Source organism: Pseudomonas sp. FG1, assembly GCF_034313875.1.
Classification (GTDB): domain Bacteria; phylum Pseudomonadota; class Gammaproteobacteria; order Pseudomonadales; family Pseudomonadaceae; genus Aquipseudomonas; species Aquipseudomonas veronii.
Genome location: NZ_JAVIWP010000001.1, coordinates 3,058,483 through 3,076,513, shown reverse-complemented (window position 1 = coordinate 3,076,513; position 18,031 = coordinate 3,058,483). Strand labels below are relative to the sequence as shown.

The 18,031-nt window shown below is 62.1% G+C and carries 15 protein-coding genes; 6 read left to right on the top strand and 9 right to left on the bottom strand.

All coding sequences use genetic code 11. The features are described from left to right. Positions 1–149: 149 nt before the first annotated feature. Entirely contained in the window at positions 150–2,804 is a 2,655-nt protein-coding gene (gene gyrA / locus RGV59_RS14230; protein WP_017848853.1) for a DNA gyrase subunit A, read from the bottom strand. Between the two features lie 422 nt (positions 2,805–3,226). Next, on the bottom strand, positions 3,227–4,303 hold the full coding sequence (mtnA, locus tag RGV59_RS14225; protein WP_104903669.1) for an S-methyl-5-thioribose-1-phosphate isomerase: 1,077 nt from the start codon (positions 4,301–4,303) through the stop codon (positions 3,227–3,229). Positions 4,304–4,412: 109 nt separating this feature from the next. Between mtnA and RGV59_RS14220 the strand changes: the two genes are divergently transcribed. From RGV59_RS14220 to RGV59_RS14205, 4 genes are all read left to right on the top strand, one after another. After that, positions 4,413–5,744: a TRZ/ATZ family hydrolase gene (locus tag RGV59_RS14220; RefSeq protein ID WP_126585883.1), complete on the top strand. Its 1,332-nt coding sequence runs from the start codon at positions 4,413–4,415 to the stop codon at positions 5,742–5,744. Between the two features lie 62 nt (positions 5,745–5,806). Then, on the top strand, positions 5,807–6,505 hold the full coding sequence (gene ubiG / locus RGV59_RS14215; RefSeq protein ID WP_017848856.1) for a bifunctional 2-polyprenyl-6-hydroxyphenol methylase/3-demethylubiquinol 3-O-methyltransferase UbiG: 699 nt from the start codon (positions 5,807–5,809) through the stop codon (positions 6,503–6,505). Positions 6,506–6,509: 4 nt separating this feature from the next. Then, entirely contained in the window at positions 6,510–7,181 is a 672-nt protein-coding gene (gene mupP, locus RGV59_RS14210) for an N-acetylmuramic acid 6-phosphate phosphatase MupP (RefSeq protein ID WP_126585882.1), read from the top strand. A 102-nt stretch (positions 7,182–7,283) separates the two neighbouring features. Next, positions 7,284–8,024, top strand: coding sequence for a YciK family oxidoreductase (locus tag RGV59_RS14205; protein WP_126585881.1), 741 nt, complete (start codon positions 7,284–7,286; stop codon positions 8,022–8,024). Positions 8,025–8,142: 118 nt separating this feature from the next. Here the strand turns inward: RGV59_RS14205 and RGV59_RS14200 are convergent, their stop codons facing one another. From RGV59_RS14200 to RGV59_RS14175, 6 genes are read right to left on the bottom strand one after another with little or no spacing between them, the layout of a single operon-like run. Continuing rightward, on the bottom strand, positions 8,143–9,657 hold the full coding sequence (locus RGV59_RS14200; RefSeq protein ID WP_102618382.1) for an ABC transporter substrate-binding protein: 1,515 nt from the start codon (positions 9,655–9,657) through the stop codon (positions 8,143–8,145). Positions 9,658–9,704: 47 nt separating this feature from the next. Further along, on the bottom strand, positions 9,705–10,676 hold the full coding sequence (locus RGV59_RS14195; protein ID WP_046490491.1) for an ABC transporter ATP-binding protein: 972 nt from the start codon (positions 10,674–10,676) through the stop codon (positions 9,705–9,707). Next, a complete protein-coding gene (locus RGV59_RS14190; RefSeq protein ID WP_126585880.1) occupies positions 10,673–11,629 on the bottom strand; it encodes an ABC transporter ATP-binding protein in 957 nt (318 codons plus the stop codon). The genes RGV59_RS14195 and RGV59_RS14190 overlap by 4 nt, the downstream gene beginning before the upstream one ends. Further along, entirely contained in the window at positions 11,626–12,483 is an 858-nt protein-coding gene (locus RGV59_RS14185; protein ID WP_017848862.1) for an ABC transporter permease, read from the bottom strand. The genes RGV59_RS14190 and RGV59_RS14185 overlap by 4 nt, the downstream gene beginning before the upstream one ends. Next, positions 12,480–13,427, bottom strand: coding sequence for an ABC transporter permease (locus tag RGV59_RS14180; RefSeq protein ID WP_322246978.1), 948 nt, complete (start codon positions 13,425–13,427; stop codon positions 12,480–12,482). The genes RGV59_RS14185 and RGV59_RS14180 overlap by 4 nt, the downstream gene beginning before the upstream one ends. Before the next feature lie 3 nt (positions 13,428–13,430). Then, entirely contained in the window at positions 13,431–14,318 is an 888-nt protein-coding gene (locus tag RGV59_RS14175) for a proline iminopeptidase-family hydrolase (RefSeq protein ID WP_017848864.1), read from the bottom strand. Positions 14,319–14,502: 184 nt separating this feature from the next. Between RGV59_RS14175 and RGV59_RS14170 the strand changes: the two genes are divergently transcribed. Next, positions 14,503–15,267: a LuxR family transcriptional regulator gene (locus RGV59_RS14170; protein ID WP_102618384.1), complete on the top strand. Its 765-nt coding sequence runs from the start codon at positions 14,503–14,505 to the stop codon at positions 15,265–15,267. A gap of 94 nt (positions 15,268–15,361) precedes the next feature. Beyond that, complete coding sequence (locus RGV59_RS14165) at positions 15,362–16,294, top strand: proline iminopeptidase-family hydrolase (protein ID WP_017848866.1); 933 nt, start codon at positions 15,362–15,364, stop codon at positions 16,292–16,294. An 87-nt stretch (positions 16,295–16,381) separates the two neighbouring features. Here RGV59_RS14165 and RGV59_RS14160 read toward each other — a convergent pair whose 3' ends face one another. Continuing rightward, positions 16,382–17,884, bottom strand: a complete 1,503-nt coding sequence (locus RGV59_RS14160) for a nucleobase:cation symporter-2 family protein (RefSeq protein WP_017848867.1) — start codon at positions 17,882–17,884, stop codon at positions 16,382–16,384. Positions 17,885–18,031 lie beyond the last annotated feature (147 nt).

The window sequence follows — 18,031 nt, the reverse complement described above, 5'->3', positions numbered from 1 at the left end:
AAAACGTCAACGATAACGCGTGCATCCTGGATAAACGCGGTGATCTTGCGTTTTTCGCGGGCAAGCCCGCTCCTACAGGGGGAGCATTGATATTTCAAAGGTGACAAACAACAAGGGGCGAATCTTCATCCGCCCCCCTGTTTGTCCGCTTATTCCTGCGGTTCTTCTTCGTCTGCGGCAGCGTCGAGGGTCGGCTCGTCGACGCTGTCATCGCCGGTTGCGATCACCTCGCCGTCAAATGCCTCACCTTCCAGCTCTTCGCCTTCGACTTCCGACGGTTCCTGGACGCGTTCCAAGCCAACCAGCGTTTCGTCGTTGGCCAGCTTGATCAGCGTCACGCCCTGGGTGTTACGGCCCAGGCTCGATACTTCGGCGACACGGGTACGCACCAGGGTGCCCTGGTCGGAAATCAGCATGATCTCCTCGCCATCGAGCACCTGTACCGCGCCGACCAGACGGCCGTTGCGGTCGTTGCTGACCATGGCGATAACGCCCTGGCCGCCACGCTTGTACTCCGGGAACTCGCTGATGGCGGTGCGCTTGCCATAACCACGCGCCGAAGCGGTGAGGATCTGGCTGCCTTCTTCCGGGATCAACATGGAAATCAGCTTCTGCCCTTCCGGCAGGCGCATCCCACGCACACCGCGGGCGGTACGGCCCATGGCACGCACATCGGACTCTTTGAAGCGCGTCACTTTGCCGCCATCGGAGAACAGCATGACTTCACGCTCGCCATCGGTGATGGCTGCGGAGATCAACACGTCGCCTTCATCCAGCTCCAGGGCGATCAGGCCCACGCTGCGTTGACGGCTGAAGGATTCCAGCGGGGTCTTCTTCACGGTGCCCTTGGCGGTGGCCATGAAGATGAAGTGACCTTCGGTGTATTCATCGACCGGCAGCATGGTGGTGATGTACTCATCACTGTCCAGCGGCAGCAGGTTGACCAGCGGACGCCCACGGGCGGCACGGGAGGCTTCCGGGATTTCGTAGGTTTTCAGCCAGTACACCTTGCCCTTGCTGGAGAACAGCAGCAGCGTGGTGTGGCTGTTGGCGACCAGCAGGTGAGCGATGTAGTCCTCATCCTTGACGCCGGTAGCCGATTTGCCTTTACCACCACGACGCTGGGCCTGGTACGCAGCCAATGGCTGGGTCTTGGCATAGCCACCGTGGGAGATGGTCACGACGCGCTCTTCTTCCGGGATCATGTCACCCAGGGTCAGGTCGAGACGCGCATCAAGGATTTCGGTGCGGCGCACGTCGCCGTATTCGGCGCGGATCACTTCCAGTTCTTCGCGGATCACTTCCATCAGGCGCACGGCGCTGTTGAGGATGCGGATCAGCTCGCCGATCTGGTTGAGGATCTCCTGGTACTCGGCCAGCAGCTTCTCGTGCTCCAGACCGGTCAGGCGGTGCAGGCGCAGTTCGAGGATGGCCTGGGCCTGTTCCGGCGACAGGAAATACTTGCCGTCGCGCAGACCGTATTGCGGGTCGAGGGTCTCGGGACGGCAGGAATCGGCGCCGGCGCGTTCAACCATCGCCACCACGGCGCTGGATTCCCACGGCATCTTGATCAGCGCTTCCTTGGCTTCCGACGGGGTCGGCGATGCCTTGATCAGGGCGATGACCGGGTCGATGTTCGACAGCGCAACCGCCTGGCCTTCCAGGATGTGGCCGCGCTCGCGGGCCTTGCGCAGTTCGAACACGGTGCGGCGGGTCACGACTTCGCGACGGTGACGGACGAAGGCTTCCAGCAGATCCTTGAGGTTCAGGATGCGCGGGCGACCGTCGATCAGGGCCACGACGTTGATACCGAACACGCTTTGCAACTGGGTCTGGGCGTAGAGGTTGTTGAGGATCACCTCAGGCACTTCGCCACGACGCAGCTCGATCACGACGCGCATACCGTCCTTGTCGGACTCGTCGCGCAGCTCGGTGATGCCTTCGAGCTTCTTCTCCTTGACCAGCTCGGCGATCTTCTCGATCAGACGCGCCTTGTTCAACTGGTAAGGCAGCTCGGTGATGACGATCTGCTGGCGGCCACCGACCTTGTCGATGTCTTCGATGATCGAGCGGGCGCGCATGTAAATGCGGCCACGGCCGGTGCGATAGGCTTCGATGATGCCGGCGCGACCGTTGATGATCGCGGCGGTCGGGAAGTCCGGGCCCGGGATGTATTGCATCAGCTCATCGACGGTCAACTCGGGGTTGTCGATGAGGGCCAGGCAACCGTCGATGACTTCACCGAGGTTGTGCGGCGGGATGTTGGTGGCCATGCCCACGGCGATACCGCTGGAGCCGTTGACCAGCAGGTTGGGAATACGGGTTGGCATGACCGCCGGGATCATTTCGGTGCCGTCGTAGTTCGGCACCCAGTCCACGGTTTCTTTGTGCAGGTCGGCCAGCAGCTCGTGCGCCAGCTTGGTCATGCGGACTTCGGTGTATCGCATGGCCGCGGCGTTATCGCCGTCGACCGAACCGAAGTTGCCCTGGCCATCTACCAGCAGGTAGCGCAGGGAAAACGGCTGGGCCATCCGAACGATGGTGTCGTACACCGCAGTGTCGCCGTGAGGGTGATACTTACCGATCACGTCACCGACAACACGGGCAGATTTCTTGTACGGCTTGTTCCAGTCGTTACCCAGCTCGCTCATCGCGAACAGCACACGCCGGTGCACGGGCTTCAAGCCATCGCGCGCATCAGGCAGTGCCCGACCGACAATTACGCTCATCGCGTAGTCGAGGTAGGACTGTTTCAGCTCGTCTTCGATATTGACCGGGAGGATTTCTTTGGCCAGTTCGCCCATGAGAAGCCTGATTCCTTTTTCGGGTGAAACCTCGTCACATCCATATGGGACGAACGAAGCTCGCCGCTGCCGGCATGGTGCCTGGCAACGACTTACGACAAATCAACGAGTTATGACACGGATCTGCACGTTAAAGGCAGCCCCTCGGGGCGACCCTGGAAACCGCCGGATGTTATCACAATCGCCGCCACGCACCTATCCCCCTGACGGGCATGGAGCATAGTAAGTTGACGGATGACAGGCTTGAGGGCGACGAGAGGGGCTTAGAGCCGGGGTGGAGCTGTTTTTTCGCGGCAGATCCGAAGAAACCATGGCCTTTCAAGGCCAATCGGGAGCAAGCCCCTGCCACACTCAAATTGTGAACACAGTCAAATGTGGGAGGGAGCTTGCTCCCGATGGCAATCTAACAGCCACCAAAGCCCTCAATGCAGGCGTTTACGGCACATCAACTTGGCGAGCTTGGCCGTGTCGGGCCGTTCGACAATACCCTTTTCGGTCACGATCACGTCGATCAAGTCGGCCGGGGTCACATCAAACACCGGATTGAAGGCATTCACATCCGCAGCAAAACGCTGCCCGGCGACGTCCAGCAACTCGCCCGCAGCGCGCTCTTCCAGGGCCACGTCGTCGCCGGAGGCCATCATCAGGTCCAGGGTCGAACTCGGCGCCACCACCATGAAACGCACACCATGGTGCATGGCGCACACCGCCAATTGATAAGTGCCGATCTTGCCGATCACATCACCGTTGGCCGCAATGCAGTCGGCACCGACGATCACCCAGGTCACGCCTTTGGTCTTGAGGATATGCGCGCCCGCCGAGTCGGCATTGACCGTGACGGGCAGCCCCTCGCCAGCCAATTCCCACGCCGTCAGCCGCGAACCTTGCAACCATGGCCGGGTTTCGTTGACATAGACCTGCTCGACCAGACCCTCCAGAAAGGCCGCGCGAATCACGCCGAGGGCCGTGCCGACGCCTCCTGTGGCCAGGGCGCCTGCGTTGCCATGGGTCAGGATCGCCTGGGCGTTGCCCTGGTGCTTGCGAATCCGCTCGACACCCAACTGAGCCATGACGACGTTGGCTTCGCGGTCGCTCTCATGGATCGCGATGGCTTCGGCCTCCAGCACCGCCAGCGGATCGGCGTGCTGTTTGAGACGGTCCAGGCGGTCGCGCATACGTTTGAGGGCCCAGAGCAGGTTTGCGCCGGTCGGGCGGGTATCGGCCAAAAGTGCGTAGTCTTCTTCCCATCCAGCCTGCCAGTCATCGCCCTCGGCGATCCGTTCGCGGGCGGCGAGTACCAGGCCGTAGGCGGCACTGATGCCGATGGCTGCCGCGCCGCGCACGACCATCGAGCGTATGGCCGCGGCCACTTCATCGACCGTGGAGCAGGTCACCCAGCTTTCCCGGGACGGCAAAACACGCTGGTCGAGCAGGTGCAGTGCGCCATCGCGCCAATCGATGGCCTTCACTTTCTCCGCAGCCAACAGTCGATCGCGCATCCCTCACCCCGCACTCATGAACAAAAGCCGCCGATTATAGCGATCCGCCAGCCAGGACGCTCGGGTATACTTCGCCCTTCTTTTATTGCTGCCCGGGAAGAAGCCTGCGATGACCTCCACTGCCGCCCCGCTCGACTTATTGCTACTGCCGACGTGGCTGGTACCTGTCGAACCCGCCGGCGTGGTGCTCAAGGAGCATGGCCTGGGCATCCGCGATGGGCGCATTGCCTTTATCGGCCCGCGGGCCGCGGCGCTGAAACTTTCCGCCAGTGAAGTGCGCGAGCTGCCGGGCATGCTGCTCAGCCCCGGCCTGATCAACGCCCACGGCCACGCGGCGATGACCCTGTTTCGCGGCCTGGCCGATGATCTGCCGCTGATGACCTGGCTGGAAAAACACATCTGGCCCGCCGAGACCAAGTGGGTCGATGAAGCCTTCGTGCGCGACGGCACCGACCTGGCCATCGCCGAACAGCTCAAGGGTGGCATTACTTGCTTCTCGGACATGTACTTCTTTCCCAAGGTCGCCAGTGATTGCGTCCACAACAGCGGGATGCGCGCGCAGATCGCGATTCCGATCCTCGACTTCCCGATTCCCGGCGCCAGCAGCGCCGACGAGGCGATTCGCCAGGGCATCGAGTTGTTCGGCGACCTCAAGCATCACCCGCGCATCAAGATCACCTTCGGCCCCCACGCGCCCTACACCGTAAGCGACGCCAACCTGGAAAAGATCCGGGTGATCGCCGAGGAGCTGGACGCGGCGATCCATATGCATGTGCACGAGAGCGCGTTCGAGGTACAACAGTCTGTCGAGCAGACCGGCGAACGCCCATTGGCGCGCCTCGGCCGGCTTGGCCTGCTGGGCCCGCGCTTTCAGGCCGTTCACATGACCCAAATCAGCGAGGACGACCTGGCTTTGCTGGTAGAAAGCAACACCAGCGTCATCCATTGCCCGGAATCGAACCTGAAACTGGCCAGCGGCTTCTGCCCGGTGGAGCGTCTGTGGCAGGCTGGCGTCAATGTGGCCATCGGTACCGACGGCGCCGCCAGCAACAATGACCTCGACCTGCTGGGCGAAACCCGTACCGCCGCTATGCTGGCCAAGGCCGTCTCCGGTTCGGTGACCGCCCTGGATGCCCATCGCGCCTTGCGCATGGCGACCCTCAACGGCGCCCGCGCCATGGGCCTGGAGGGCGAGATTGGCTCGCTGGAGGTCAGCAAGGCGGCGGATATCGTCGCCTTTGATCTTTCGGGGCTGGCGCAACAACCGATCTACGATCCGGTCTCACAGCTTATATATGCCACCGGACGCGATAGCGTGAAACACCTTTGGGTCGCCGGCAAGCAGTTGCTCGACAACCGGCAATTGACCCGCATGGATGAACCACAGTTGACCGCCATGGCCATTGCCTGGGGCCAGCGCATCAGCGGGCACCGCGAATAACGCCGGTCCTGAACCCGGGTTCAGGGCTGACAAACCGATTTATCCGATTTAGAGGAACCACCATGAGCAACGTCGACCACGCCGAAATCGCCAAATTCGAAGCCCTGGCCCACCGCTGGTGGGACCGCGAAAGCGAGTTCAAACCCCTGCACGACATCAACCCGCTGCGGGTCAACTGGATTGACGAACGCATCAACCTGGCCGGCAAGAAGGTGCTGGACGTCGGTTGCGGCGGCGGCATCCTCAGCGAAGCCATGGCCCAGCGCGGCGCCACCGTGCTGGGGATCGACATGGGCGAAGCGCCGTTGGCCGTGGCCCAGTTGCATCAGCTGGAATCCGGGGTGAACGTCGAATACCGCCAGATCACCGCCGAAGCCCTGGCCGAGGAAATGCCCGAGCAGTTCGACGTGATCACCTGCCTGGAAATGCTCGAACACGTACCGGATCCCTCCTCGGTGATCCGCGCCTGCTTCCGCATGGTCAAGCCCGGCGGCCAGGTGTTCTTCTCCACGATCAACCGCAACCCCAAGGCCTACCTGTTCGCGATCATCGGCGCCGAATACATCATGAAGCTGCTGCCGCGCGGCACCCACGACTTCAAGAAATTCATCCGCCCTTCCGAGCTGGGCGCCTGGAGCCGTCAGGCCGGGCTGAGCGTCAAAGACATCATCGGCCTGACCTACAACCCGCTGACCAAGCACTACAAGCTGGCCAGCGACGTCGACGTCAACTACATGATCCAGACCCTGCGCGAGGAGTAAGCCTGTGAAGTTGCGAGCGGTTCTCTTCGATATGGACGGTACCCTGCTGGACACTGCGCCGGACTTTATCGCCATCTGCCAGGCGATGCGCGCCGACCGTGACCTGGCGCCGATCAACGACCAGCATATCCGCGATGAAATCTCCGGCGGCGCGCGGGCGATGGTCGCCGTGACCTTCTCGATGGACCCGGAATCCGCGGGCTTTGAAGAACTGCGCCTGGAGTTCCTCGAGCGCTACCTCAAGGGCTGCGCGATCCACAGCGCGTTGTTCGACGGGATGGCCGAGCTGCTGGCAGACATCGAAAAGTCCAAGCTGATCTGGGGCGTGGTCACCAACAAACCGTTGCGGTTTGCCGAGCCGATCATGCAGCAGTTGGGCCTGGCCGAGCGCTCGGCGCTGCTGATCTGCCCAGACCACGTGACGAACAGCAAGCCACACCCGGAGCCGTTGATCCTGGCGTGCCAGATGCTCAACCTGGACCCGGCCAGCGTGCTGTTCGTCGGCGATGACCTGCGCGACATCGAGTCCGGCCGCGAAGCCGGCACCCGCACGGCGGCGGTCACCTATGGCTACATCCACCCGGACGACAACCCGCGTCACTGGGGCGCGGATGTGGTGGTGGATCACCCGTTGGAATTGCGCAAGGTGCTGGATAACGCGCTGTGCAGTTGCTGATGGTCTACCGGTCTTGCTGACCTATGAAGCCCCTCCCACAGGGGATCTTCAGTGTTTTCCAGCTCGGTGTTGGTCACCTAGTGAATTTTGTCGAGGCTATTTATGTTTGATTACTCTGCACGTCCCGAACTGCTCAAAGACCGCGTCATCCTGGTGACCGGTGCCGGTCGCGGGATTGGCGCGGCGGCGGCGAAAACCTATGCCGCCCATGGCGCGACCGTGCTGTTGCTGGGCAAGACCGAAGCCAACCTGGCCCAGGTGTACGACGAGATCGAAGCCGCCGGCCACCCGCAACCGGTGGTGATCCCGTTCAACCTGGAGACCGCCCTGCCCCATCAATACGATGAGCTGGCGGCGATGATCGAAAAGGAATTTGGCCACCTCGACGGCCTGCTGCACAACGCCTCGATCATCGGCCCACGCACGCCGATCGAGCAGTTGTCCGGTGAGAACTTCATGCGGGTGATGCACATCAACGTCAACGCGATGTTCATGCTGACCAGCACGCTGTTGCCGCTGCTCAAGCTGTCCCAGGACGCCTCGGTGGTGTTCACCTCCAGCAGCGTCGGGCGCAAGGGCCGGGCGTATTGGGGTGCCTATGGCGTATCGAAATTCGCCACCGAAGGCCTGATGCAAACCCTCGCCGACGAGCTCGACACCGTTGCGCCAGTACGGGCCAACAGCATCAACCCCGGCGCCACGCGCACCAGCATGCGGGCCCAGGCGTACCCGGGGGAAAACCCGGCCGACAACCCGGCGCCGGAAGACATCATGCCGGTGTACCTGTACCTGATGGGGCCGGACAGCAGCGGGATCAACGGGCAAGCGTTCGACGCGCAGTAACGGCCGACACATGTGGGAGGGGGCTTGCCCCCGATAGCGGTGGGTCAGTCACAGATGCAGTGACTGACACCCTGCTATCGGGGGCAAGCCCCCTCCCACATTTATTTAGCGGTGTTCTTTAGTTTTTCACGACTTCCTCGAGGGTGAAGCGACCCAATGGGTTTTGCAGGAAGTTGCTCACATTCTTGCGTGAGATGTTGATGTACGGGCTGTAGTACAGGTCAATCCAGTTCACATCCTGTTTCGCCAGTTTCTGCAGGTCGACATACATCTGCTCACGCTTGGCCGGGTCGGCCTCGATGCGTGCGGCGGCGACCAGTTCCTTGACCTTGTCGTTCCTGTAACGGGTCATGTAGTTCTGGTTGGTGTCGTGGCCCAGCACGAAGGTGGTCTTCTGGTCCGGGTCGAGGATGTCGTTGGTCCAGTACATCACCGAAATATCGTACTCACCGTCCACCAGCATCTGCCAGCTTTGGGTCGGGTCGACTTTCTGCAGGTTGGCCGTCACGCCGACCTTGGCCAACTGGTCCTTGATGATCACCGCGATCTGCTCGTCGGCTTCGTTGCCGGCGTTGACCACGTAGTTCAACTTCAAGTCCTTGGCACCGGCGTCGGCCAGCAGTTTCTTCGCCGCGGTCGGGTCATACGGGCGCTGCAGGTTGTTGGCGTAGTGGTACAGCGAACCTTTGGGGATGTAGGAATAAGCCACGGTGCCTTGACCGTAAGTGGCCGTCTTCACCAGCGATTGTTTGTCGATGGCCATGTCCAGCGCCTGACGTACTTCCGGCTTGGCCAGCAGGCCATGCTCGTGGTTGATCAGCAGGTGATCTTCGCGGGTGGACGGGTCGGAATGGATCACCACGTTTTTGTCTTTCTTCAGTTCTTCAACCCGGGAGAACGGTACGAAGATCGCCGTGTCCAGCTCGTTGTTCTGCACCATACGCATGCGCGTGTTGTCGTCGGTCACCGAGACCCACTCCACGCCATCCAGGCTGACGTTCCCGGCCTGCCAGAAGTTCGGGTTTTTCTTCAGGATCACCCGATCGCCCTTGCGCCATTCGCCCACGGTAAACGCGCCGGAGGTCACCGGGTTTTCCGCGTAGGCGTCTTCGCCCATTTTGCTCATGGCCTTTTCCGACAGGATCGACACCGTCGGCGACGCCAGTTGCGAGAGGAAGGCAACCGCCGGGGTCTTCAGCGTCACCACCAGGGTTTGCGGGTCGGCGGCCTTGGCCGTGTCGATCAGGCTGAACGGGTCGCTCCACAGCGAGGCCTTGTTGTCGCGGATGCGCAACAGGCTGAACGCCGCATCCTCTGCGGTGATCGGCGAGCCATCCGAGAACTTCGCCGCACGCAGCTTGAACGTGTAGGTCAGGCCGTCCTTGGAAATCTCCCAGCTTTCAGCCAGCCCCGGCTCCATCTTGGTGCCCAGGTTGTCCACGCGCACCAGGGTGTCGTAGACGTTGGCAAAGACCCAGGTGTCGCGGTTTTGCGCGCTTTTGATCGGATCAAACGTGGTGCTGTCTTCCCGGCAACCGATGGTGAGAACACCGGCGGCCTGGGCAAGACCGGCGGTCAGCGACCAGGCGGTCAATGTGGCGGCGGCGAGCAACTTCAAGTGGCGCGATTGCATGTCATAACTCCTTGTTTATAACGGCGGTTGTTCAAGAATGGCAGGGGTCAAAGCAAAGGTTCTTCAAGCACGCAACTGTACCGATGCTCGTGCAGGAAATGGGTCGGCGGCAACACCACGGAACACATGGCCTGGGCATACCGGCAACGCGGGTGAAAAGCACAGCCTGTAGGCAAATTCAGCGGGCTCGGCGGCTCGCCGGGCAAGGGCTCTGTGGGCAACGGCCGATGCGGATCGATCTCGGGAATCGCCTGGATCAACGCCGCCGTATACGGGTGACGCGGTGAAGTGAAGACCGCTTCCACCGGTCCCTCCTCGACGATCTGGCCCAGGTACATCACCGCCACGCGGTCGCACAGGCGGCGCACGATGGCCAGGTCATGGGCGATGAACAGGATCGCCAGGTTCATGCGCCGTTGCAGCTCCAGCAACAGGTTGATGATCTGCCCCTGGATCGAGACATCCAGTGCCGCCACGCATTCATCGGCAACGATCAAGCGCGGCTCCACCGCCAGCGCCCGGGCGATGCCGACCCGCTGGCACTGGCCGCCGCTGAGGGAGCCGGGCTTGCGAGCGGCCAATTCAGGGCGCAGGCCGACCAGCTCGAGCAATTCGTCGACACGCCGCGCGATCTGCTGCGGCGCGACTTTGCGCTGCACCCGCAACACTTCGGCAAGGGTTTCGCCGATGGTGTGGCGTGGGTTCAGCGCGGCATACGGGTCTTGGAAGATCATCGCGGTTTCATGGCGCAGGCGGGCGATATCGACGGCGCTGCCGTGGGCCATGTCGATGCCGTCGAACAACACCTGCCCGGCGCTGATCGGGTTGAGGTGCAGAATCGCCCGGCCGAGGGTACTTTTGCCGCTGCCGGATTCGCCCACCAGGCCCAGGGTCTCGCCCGCCGCCAGGTTCAGCGACACACCGTTGACCGCCCTCACCCACTGTTTGTGCAGGCCGAACATCCCGCTGCCGGACGCGGCAAACCGCACCTCCAGGTCCTTGATCTGCAACAGGCTCATGGGCGATCTCCCAACGGATAGTGACAGGCCACCCGCGCACCTTCCGGCAAGCGTTCGCGACACAGGCTGCCGACTTGCGGGCAACGCGGGTGGAAGCGGCACCCGACGGGCAACGCATCGAGCAACGGCGGCTGGCCAGCAATGGTGCGCAGCAAGGCGTGGCCGCTGCTGTGGGCCGGCTGGCAATCGATCAGCCCCGCGGTGTACGGGTGTCGGGGATGGGCGAGCAACTCGTATTTGCTGGCGTGCTCGCACAGGCGCCCGGCGTACATCACCGCGATGGTGTCGCAGGTTTGCGCCACCACGCCGAGGTCGTGGGTGATCATGATGATCGACAAGCCACGCTGGTCGCGCAGCTCCAGCAACAGCCGCAGGATTTGCGCCTGCACGGTCACATCGAGGGCCGTGGTGGGTTCGTCGGCAATCAGCACTGTCGGGTTGCAGCCCAATGCCACGGCGATCATGGCGCGCTGGCGCATGCCGCCGGAAAACTCGTGAGGGTAGTTGTCGACCCGCGCCAGGGGATCGGGAATGCCCACTTGGCGCAACACCTCGATGGCTTGCCGGCGTGCGTCTTTTTTCGACGCGCCTTGATGCAGGCGGATGCCCTCGGCGATCTGTTCGCCGATACGCATCAGCGGGTCGAGGTGGCTGCTGGGGTTCTGGAAGATCATGCCCAATTGCCCGCCACGGATTGCGCGCATGCCTGCGTCGTCCAGTGGCAGCAAGTCCTGGCCGGCCAGGCGCACCGCGCCGCCCTGCACGCGCAGGTTGGGTGACGGCAACAAGCGGATCAGCCCTCGACAGGCCATGGTCTTGCCCGAGCCGCTTTCGCCCACCAGGCCGAGGATCTCGCCTTCGGCCAGGTCGAAGGAGACGCGGTCGACCAGAGTCACGTCGCGCCCGGCATTGTTGGCGATCACGCTCAGGTCGCGCACTTGCAGCAGGCTCATGGGCGCTCTCCCAACACTTGCGCCACGCCATCGGCCAGCAGGCTGAAGCCCATGGCCAGGGTCACGATGGCCAGCCCCGGAAAGGTGCAGATCCACCAGGCGGTGGTAATGAAGGCCTGCCCTTCGGCGACCATCGTCCCCCACTCGGCGGTCGGCGGTTGCACGCCCAGGCCCAGGTAACTCACCGCTGCGCCGTTGAGCAGCACCAGTACCGCGTCAGACATGGAAAACACAATCGAGCCAAACATCGCATTCGGCAGCAAGTGCCGGAACAGAATGCGCCCATGGCCAAAGCCGAGGCTTTTGGCCGCCAGGGCGAAGTCACTTTCCTTGAGCACCAGGATCTGCGAGCGGATCAACCGCGCATACGACACCCAGCCCACCAGCGCCATGGCGATATAGAAACTCTTCAAGCCCGGACCGAGGATGGCCATGATTGCCAGCATCAACACCAGGAACGGGAACGCCAGGATCACGTCGATGACGCGCATGCAGACGCTGTCGAAACGCCCGCCGATATAGCCAGAGACCGCGCCGATAAAGGTACCGATCATGAACGGGAAGATCACCCCGACAATCGCCAATTGCAGGTCGATGCGTGCGCCCCAGATCACCCGCGAGAGAATATCGCGGCCATAATTATCCGTACCGAAGGGATGGCCCAGGCTCGGCCCGAGCAAGCTGAGATCGGTGTTCTGCGCGATCGGGTCGAACGGCGCGAGCCACGGCGCAAACAACGCCAGGCCCAGCCACGTCAACAGAATCAGCAAACCCCACGCGGCGGTCAGCCGCCCGTCGCGCAAGCCAAAGCGCAGGCGCAAGCGCCATGGCGCGATCAGTGGACGAGTGCTCATTGCATCTTCACCCGTGGGTCGAGGGCGACGGTCACCACATCCGCGACGAAGTTGACCACCACCGTCGCACAGGCCAGCACCATGGCCACGCCCTGCACCACCATGTAGTCGCGGGTAAAGATGCCGCGCACCAGTAACTGGCCGATGCCGGGAATGGCGAACAGGCTTTCGATGACCACCGTGCCGCTGATCAGCCAACCGATATTCACCGCCAGCAGGTTGACCGTCGGCACCAGGGAATTGGGCAGTACATGCCGGCGAAACACCGCCGCTTCCGACAACCCGCGCGCCCGGGCAGCGGTAACATGGTCCGCCTGCAACTCCATCAACATGCTCGCCCGCAGGTTGCGCACCAGCACCGCCGACAGGGCCAGGGCGATGGTCAGGCACGGCAGGACCATATGGTGCGTCTTGTCCAGCCAGGTGCTACCGTAGCCAGACACCGGAAACAGGCCCCATTGCACGCTAAGCAGCAGGATCAGCATCAACCCCAGCCAAAATGCCGGCATGCCCAGGCCGACGGTGGTGAACACGCGGATCAGGTTGTCCGCACAACCGCCTTTGCGCCGCGCCGCGACGGTGGCCAGCGGCACTGCGATCAGCAGCGCCAGCAGCACACTGCCAAGCACCAGCACCAGGGTCGGCTCGATACGGGTGACGATCAGCTTCAACGCATCGACCTTGTACAACAGCGATTGGCCGAGGTCGCCCTTGAGCAGGTTTTTCAAGAAGTAAAAATATTGCAGCCACAGCGGCTGGTCGAGCCCGAACTGTGCGCGGATCTTCAGCAACGCATCCGGCGTGCTGCGCGAGCCGAGCAGCGCGCGCGCCGGGTCACCGGGAATCGAGCGCACCAGCACGAAGGTGATCAGGCTGATGCCGAACAGCACCGGCAGCAATTGCAGCGGCCGGGTCAGCACGAAGCGGTAGCGCGCCAGGTTCATCCGTCAGCCTCGGTGACGAGCGAGGAAGTCCAGCAGTACCGGGAAGTACGCCTGGGGCTCTTCGTAAAATGGCATATGGCTGCTGTTGCGGAACACATGCAATTCGGCGTGCCGGGCGGCCAGTTTCATGCGCAGGGCGCAGGCCGGGGTGAGCTCGTCGTGCTGGCCGGTGGTGATCAGCATCGGCATGTTGAAATCGGCCATCTCGGCGATGCGGTTCCAGTCCTTGAGGTTGCCGATATACAGAAATTCGTTGGGACCCTGCATGGTTGCGTAGGGGCCCATGTTCCAGTCGTCGAGGGAGCGCCGGAGCGGCGCCGGCCATTCGTCCAGGCGGCACACATGGCGATAATTGAGCAAGGTGATCGCGGCCTGGTACTGCGGATGATCCAGCGTCCCCATGGCTTCATGGCGCTGCATCATCGCCACGGTTTCACTGCCGAGGGCGCCGCGCAGGCGTTCGAGTTCCTGGGAGAGGTGCGGAATGTCGCCGACGGTGTTTTCCAGGATCAGGCTTTTCAGCGCATCGGGGTAATGGATGGCGTATTCGATGCCCAGCCAGCCGCCCCAGGAATGCCCGAGCAAATGCACACGGCCCAGGCCCAGGGTTTGGCGCACGGTTTCGACTTCTTCGACATAACGGCCGATTTCCCACAGGGAAACATCGGTCGGTCTGGCTGAAGCACCGGTGCCAAGCTGGTCGAATGCAACCACTCGCAGGTCATGCTCTTTGAGCCAGCCATGGGCGTCGCGCAAATAGTCACACGGTAGCCCAGGCCCGCCGTTGAGGCACAACAGCACCTCATCGCCTTCGCCAAAGCTGTAGACCGCGAGGTCATGGCCATCGACTTGCACGGTGTACTGCTGGTCGGGGGCTATTTCACGCCACATGCATACGTTCCTTGTGTGGTATCGGCCTGGCGGGTTGCGGCCGTTTATGAGGCCATAAGCTACCGAGGATGCCGTGCATCCATAACCTAGTATTTCTTATAGGTTTGGCCTGGCAGTCCTTCGCCGGGGCGTGGCATTCTACTTGCAGTAAGTCGAGATTCATATGAATTCGGGAGCAGAACGGATGCTGGCCAAGCTAACTGCCTTCAATCACCGTCTCATGCCGGGCAGGAGCCTGGACGAGCAGATGGACAACGCGTTTATCCTAGCCCAACAGTTGGGTTTCGATGCGCTGGTGTATGACTACTCGCCAGTGCCCATCGACCTCAACGGCACGTTGATCACACCTTCGGTGCTGCAACTGCGCAACACGCCTTCCGATTGGCATGCCTTGTGGTGCAGCGAAGGGTTCTACCAGATCGATCCGGTGCAGCACCTGGCCTTGAATACGGTGTCGCCGTTTGTCTGGTCCTACGAGGCCAAGGCGCAGACGGCGCTGCAGAAGATCATCGACCCGTGCCACGCCCCCGTCTCGTCTTACCTGCATGACCAGCAACTGACCTGCGGCGTCAGCGTGCCGATTCATCTGCCCCGGGGCGGCTTCGCATCGTTGACCGGTTTGCGCACCGGCAAGGCGCATACGGTGCTGGAGGACGCGCACCAGAGCTTGTCGGATTTCGGCCTGATTTCCCATGCCCTGCAGGAAGCGGCCTACCCGTTGTTCAGCAATGAACTACGCACCTACCCGCATATCCGTCTGACCAAACGCGAGCGCGAGTGCCTGAAATGGGCCGCCGACGGCCTGACCGCCGCCGAAATCGCCACGCAACTGAGCCGCTCGCTGGCGGTCGTCACCCTGCATCTTGCCTCGGCAATGCACAAACTGGGGGCGAAAAATCGCGTACAGGCCGTGGTGCGTGCCACTCATTACCGCCTGCTGGAAGATTGACCCTTCGGCAAAACCTAGCTGTTTTGCTAGTTACCTAAACGTCGCGTGCCGATTATCGTGTCCCTGATACTTTTTTTTCAAAGCAGGATACGAAATGGAATTCATTGAAAAAGTCCGCGAAGGGTTTGCGCCCTTCGGCCCCTATCAGACCTGGTATCGCGTCACTGGCGACCTGGCCTCGGGCCGTACACCGCTGGTGATCATCCACGGCGGTCCCGGCTGCACCCATGATTACGTCGATGCCTTCAAGGACGTCGCCGCCAGTGGTCACGCCGTCATCCACTATGACCAACTGGGCAACGGCCGCTCCACGCACTTGCCCGACAAAGCCCCGTCCTTCTGGACTGTCAGCCTGTTCCTCGACGAACTGAACAACCTGCTGGACCACCTGCAAATCAGCCAGGACTACGCGATTCTCGGGCAATCCTGGGGCGGCATGCTCGGCAGCGAACACGCGATTCTGCAACCCAAGGGCCTGCGTGCGTTTATCCCGGCCAACTCGCCCACCTGCATGCGTACCTGGGTCAGCGAAGCCAACCGCCTGCGTCAGTTGCTGCCCGAAGGCGTGCATGAAACCTTGCTCAAGCATGAAGCCGCCGGCACCTACCAGGACCCGGAATACCTCGCCGCCTCGCGGATTTTCTATGACCAGCACGTCTGCCGGGTCAACCCATGGCCGGACGAGGTTGCGCGCACGTTCGCCCAGGTCGATGCAGACCCGACCGTGTACCACGCCATGAGCGGCCCGACCGAGTTCCATGTGATCGGCAGTTTGAAGGACTGGAACGTGATTGGCCGTCTGTCGGCAATCAAGGTGCCGACCCTGGTGATCTCCGGCCGGCATGACGAAGCCACACCGTTGGTGGTCAAGCCGTTCCTGGATGAAATCGCGGATGTGCGCTGGGCGCTGTTTGAAGACTCCAGCCACATGCCCCATGTCGAAGAGCGCCAGGCGTGCATGGGGACAGTGGTGAAGTTTTTGGATGAGGCGTGTTCAGTGCCGCACAAGGCCCTCAAAGCAAGCTGACGAGCAATGTCGCAGCGGGCTTGCTCATGATGGCGGTGGTTCAGTCAGCACCTGACCGCCATCGCGAGCAAACCCGCTGCCACCGTTTTAAACCTCGCTGGTCTCGGCCTTCGCGGCTTTTCTCGGCACCTCGGCCACCACTGGAATCTCCTTGCCTTCGGCATCGAACAGCTTGCCGCCTCTGAAGTAATCGCCTTCGCGCAAGACGGCCACATCCTGGAAACACAGGCTGCGCTCAGTCCCGGCCACAAACACCGACTGCTGGTCCGAATTGCCGGCGGTGAAGTGGTTGAACGCCAGGTTCAGCAAGATCGCCATGATCGCCGACGAACTGATGCCCGAATGGAAAATGGTCGCGAACCAGCTGGGAAAATGATCGTAGAAGCTCGGCGCGGCAATCGGGATCATGCCGAAACCGATGGACGTGGCCACGATGATCAGGTTCATGTTGTTGCGGTAATCCACCTTGGACAGTGTGCGAATACCGCTGGCCGCCACGGTGCCGAACAACACGATCCCGGCACCACCCAACACCGAGGTCGGCACTGCCGCAATCACCCGCCCCATGAACGGCAGCAGGCCGAGGACGACCAGGAACAACCCGCCCGTCGCGACCACAAAACGACTTTTCACCCCGGTGACCGCCACCAGGCCGACGTTCTGGGCGAACGCGCTCTGGGTAAACGAACCAAAGATCGGCGCGAACAGGCTCGACAGCATGTCGGCACGCAAGCCATTGCCCAGGCGTTTGGAGTCGACTTTGGTGTCGATGATCTCGCCCACGGCCAGGATGTCCGCCGAAGTCTCCACCAGCGTCACCATCACCACAATGCACATGGAAATGATCGCGGCCACATGGAAGGTCGGCATGCCGAAATGGAACGGTGTGGGGAAGCCGAACATCGGCCCCTGGGTCACGCCGGAAAAGTCCGCCATGCCCAGGAACACCGCAATCACGGTGCCGATCACCATCGCCAGCAGGATCGATAACCGCGAGATCGTCGCGCTGCCGATCTTGCTCAGCAACAACACCAGCAACAGGGTCAACGCGGCCAGGCCGACGTTCGCCATGCTGCCGAAATCCGCTGCACGGCTGTTGCCGCCCATGGCCCAGCGTGCGGCCACCGGCATCAGCGTCAGGCCGATGGTGGTGATCACAATGCCGGTCACCAACGGCGGGAAAAACTGGGTGATCCGCGAGAACACCGGCGTGATCAGCAGCCCGATAAACGACGCAGCCATCACCGCCCCGAGAATCGCCGGCACCCCACCGGCGCCATCACTGCCGACAATCGCCACCATCGTGGCCACGCCGGCAAACGACACGCCCTGCACCAGCGGCAACTGACAACCAAAGAACGGCAGGCCAAGGGTTTGCAACAACGTGGCCAGGCCGCCGGCAAACAGCGACGCGGCGATCAACAGGCCGATATCCGCCGGCGACAACCCGGCCGCCTGGCCGACGATCAACGGTACGGCAACGATGCCGCCGTACATGGTGAGCACATGCTGCAGGCCGTAAGCCATGTTGGCGGCGACGCCGAGATTCTCATCTTCGGGTCGTTGCGATGACGCCTTCGGGATAGTCATGGTGAGGGGTTCTCTGTTTTTGTTGTGGCGCCACTGTATGCAATACAGAGACTAGATGTCCATAGAGTTGTATACAATCATTCGGACAAGATACCCTCCACCGGCGTTACAAAAACAATCCGGCCGTCATGAGCCAGAACGCCATAG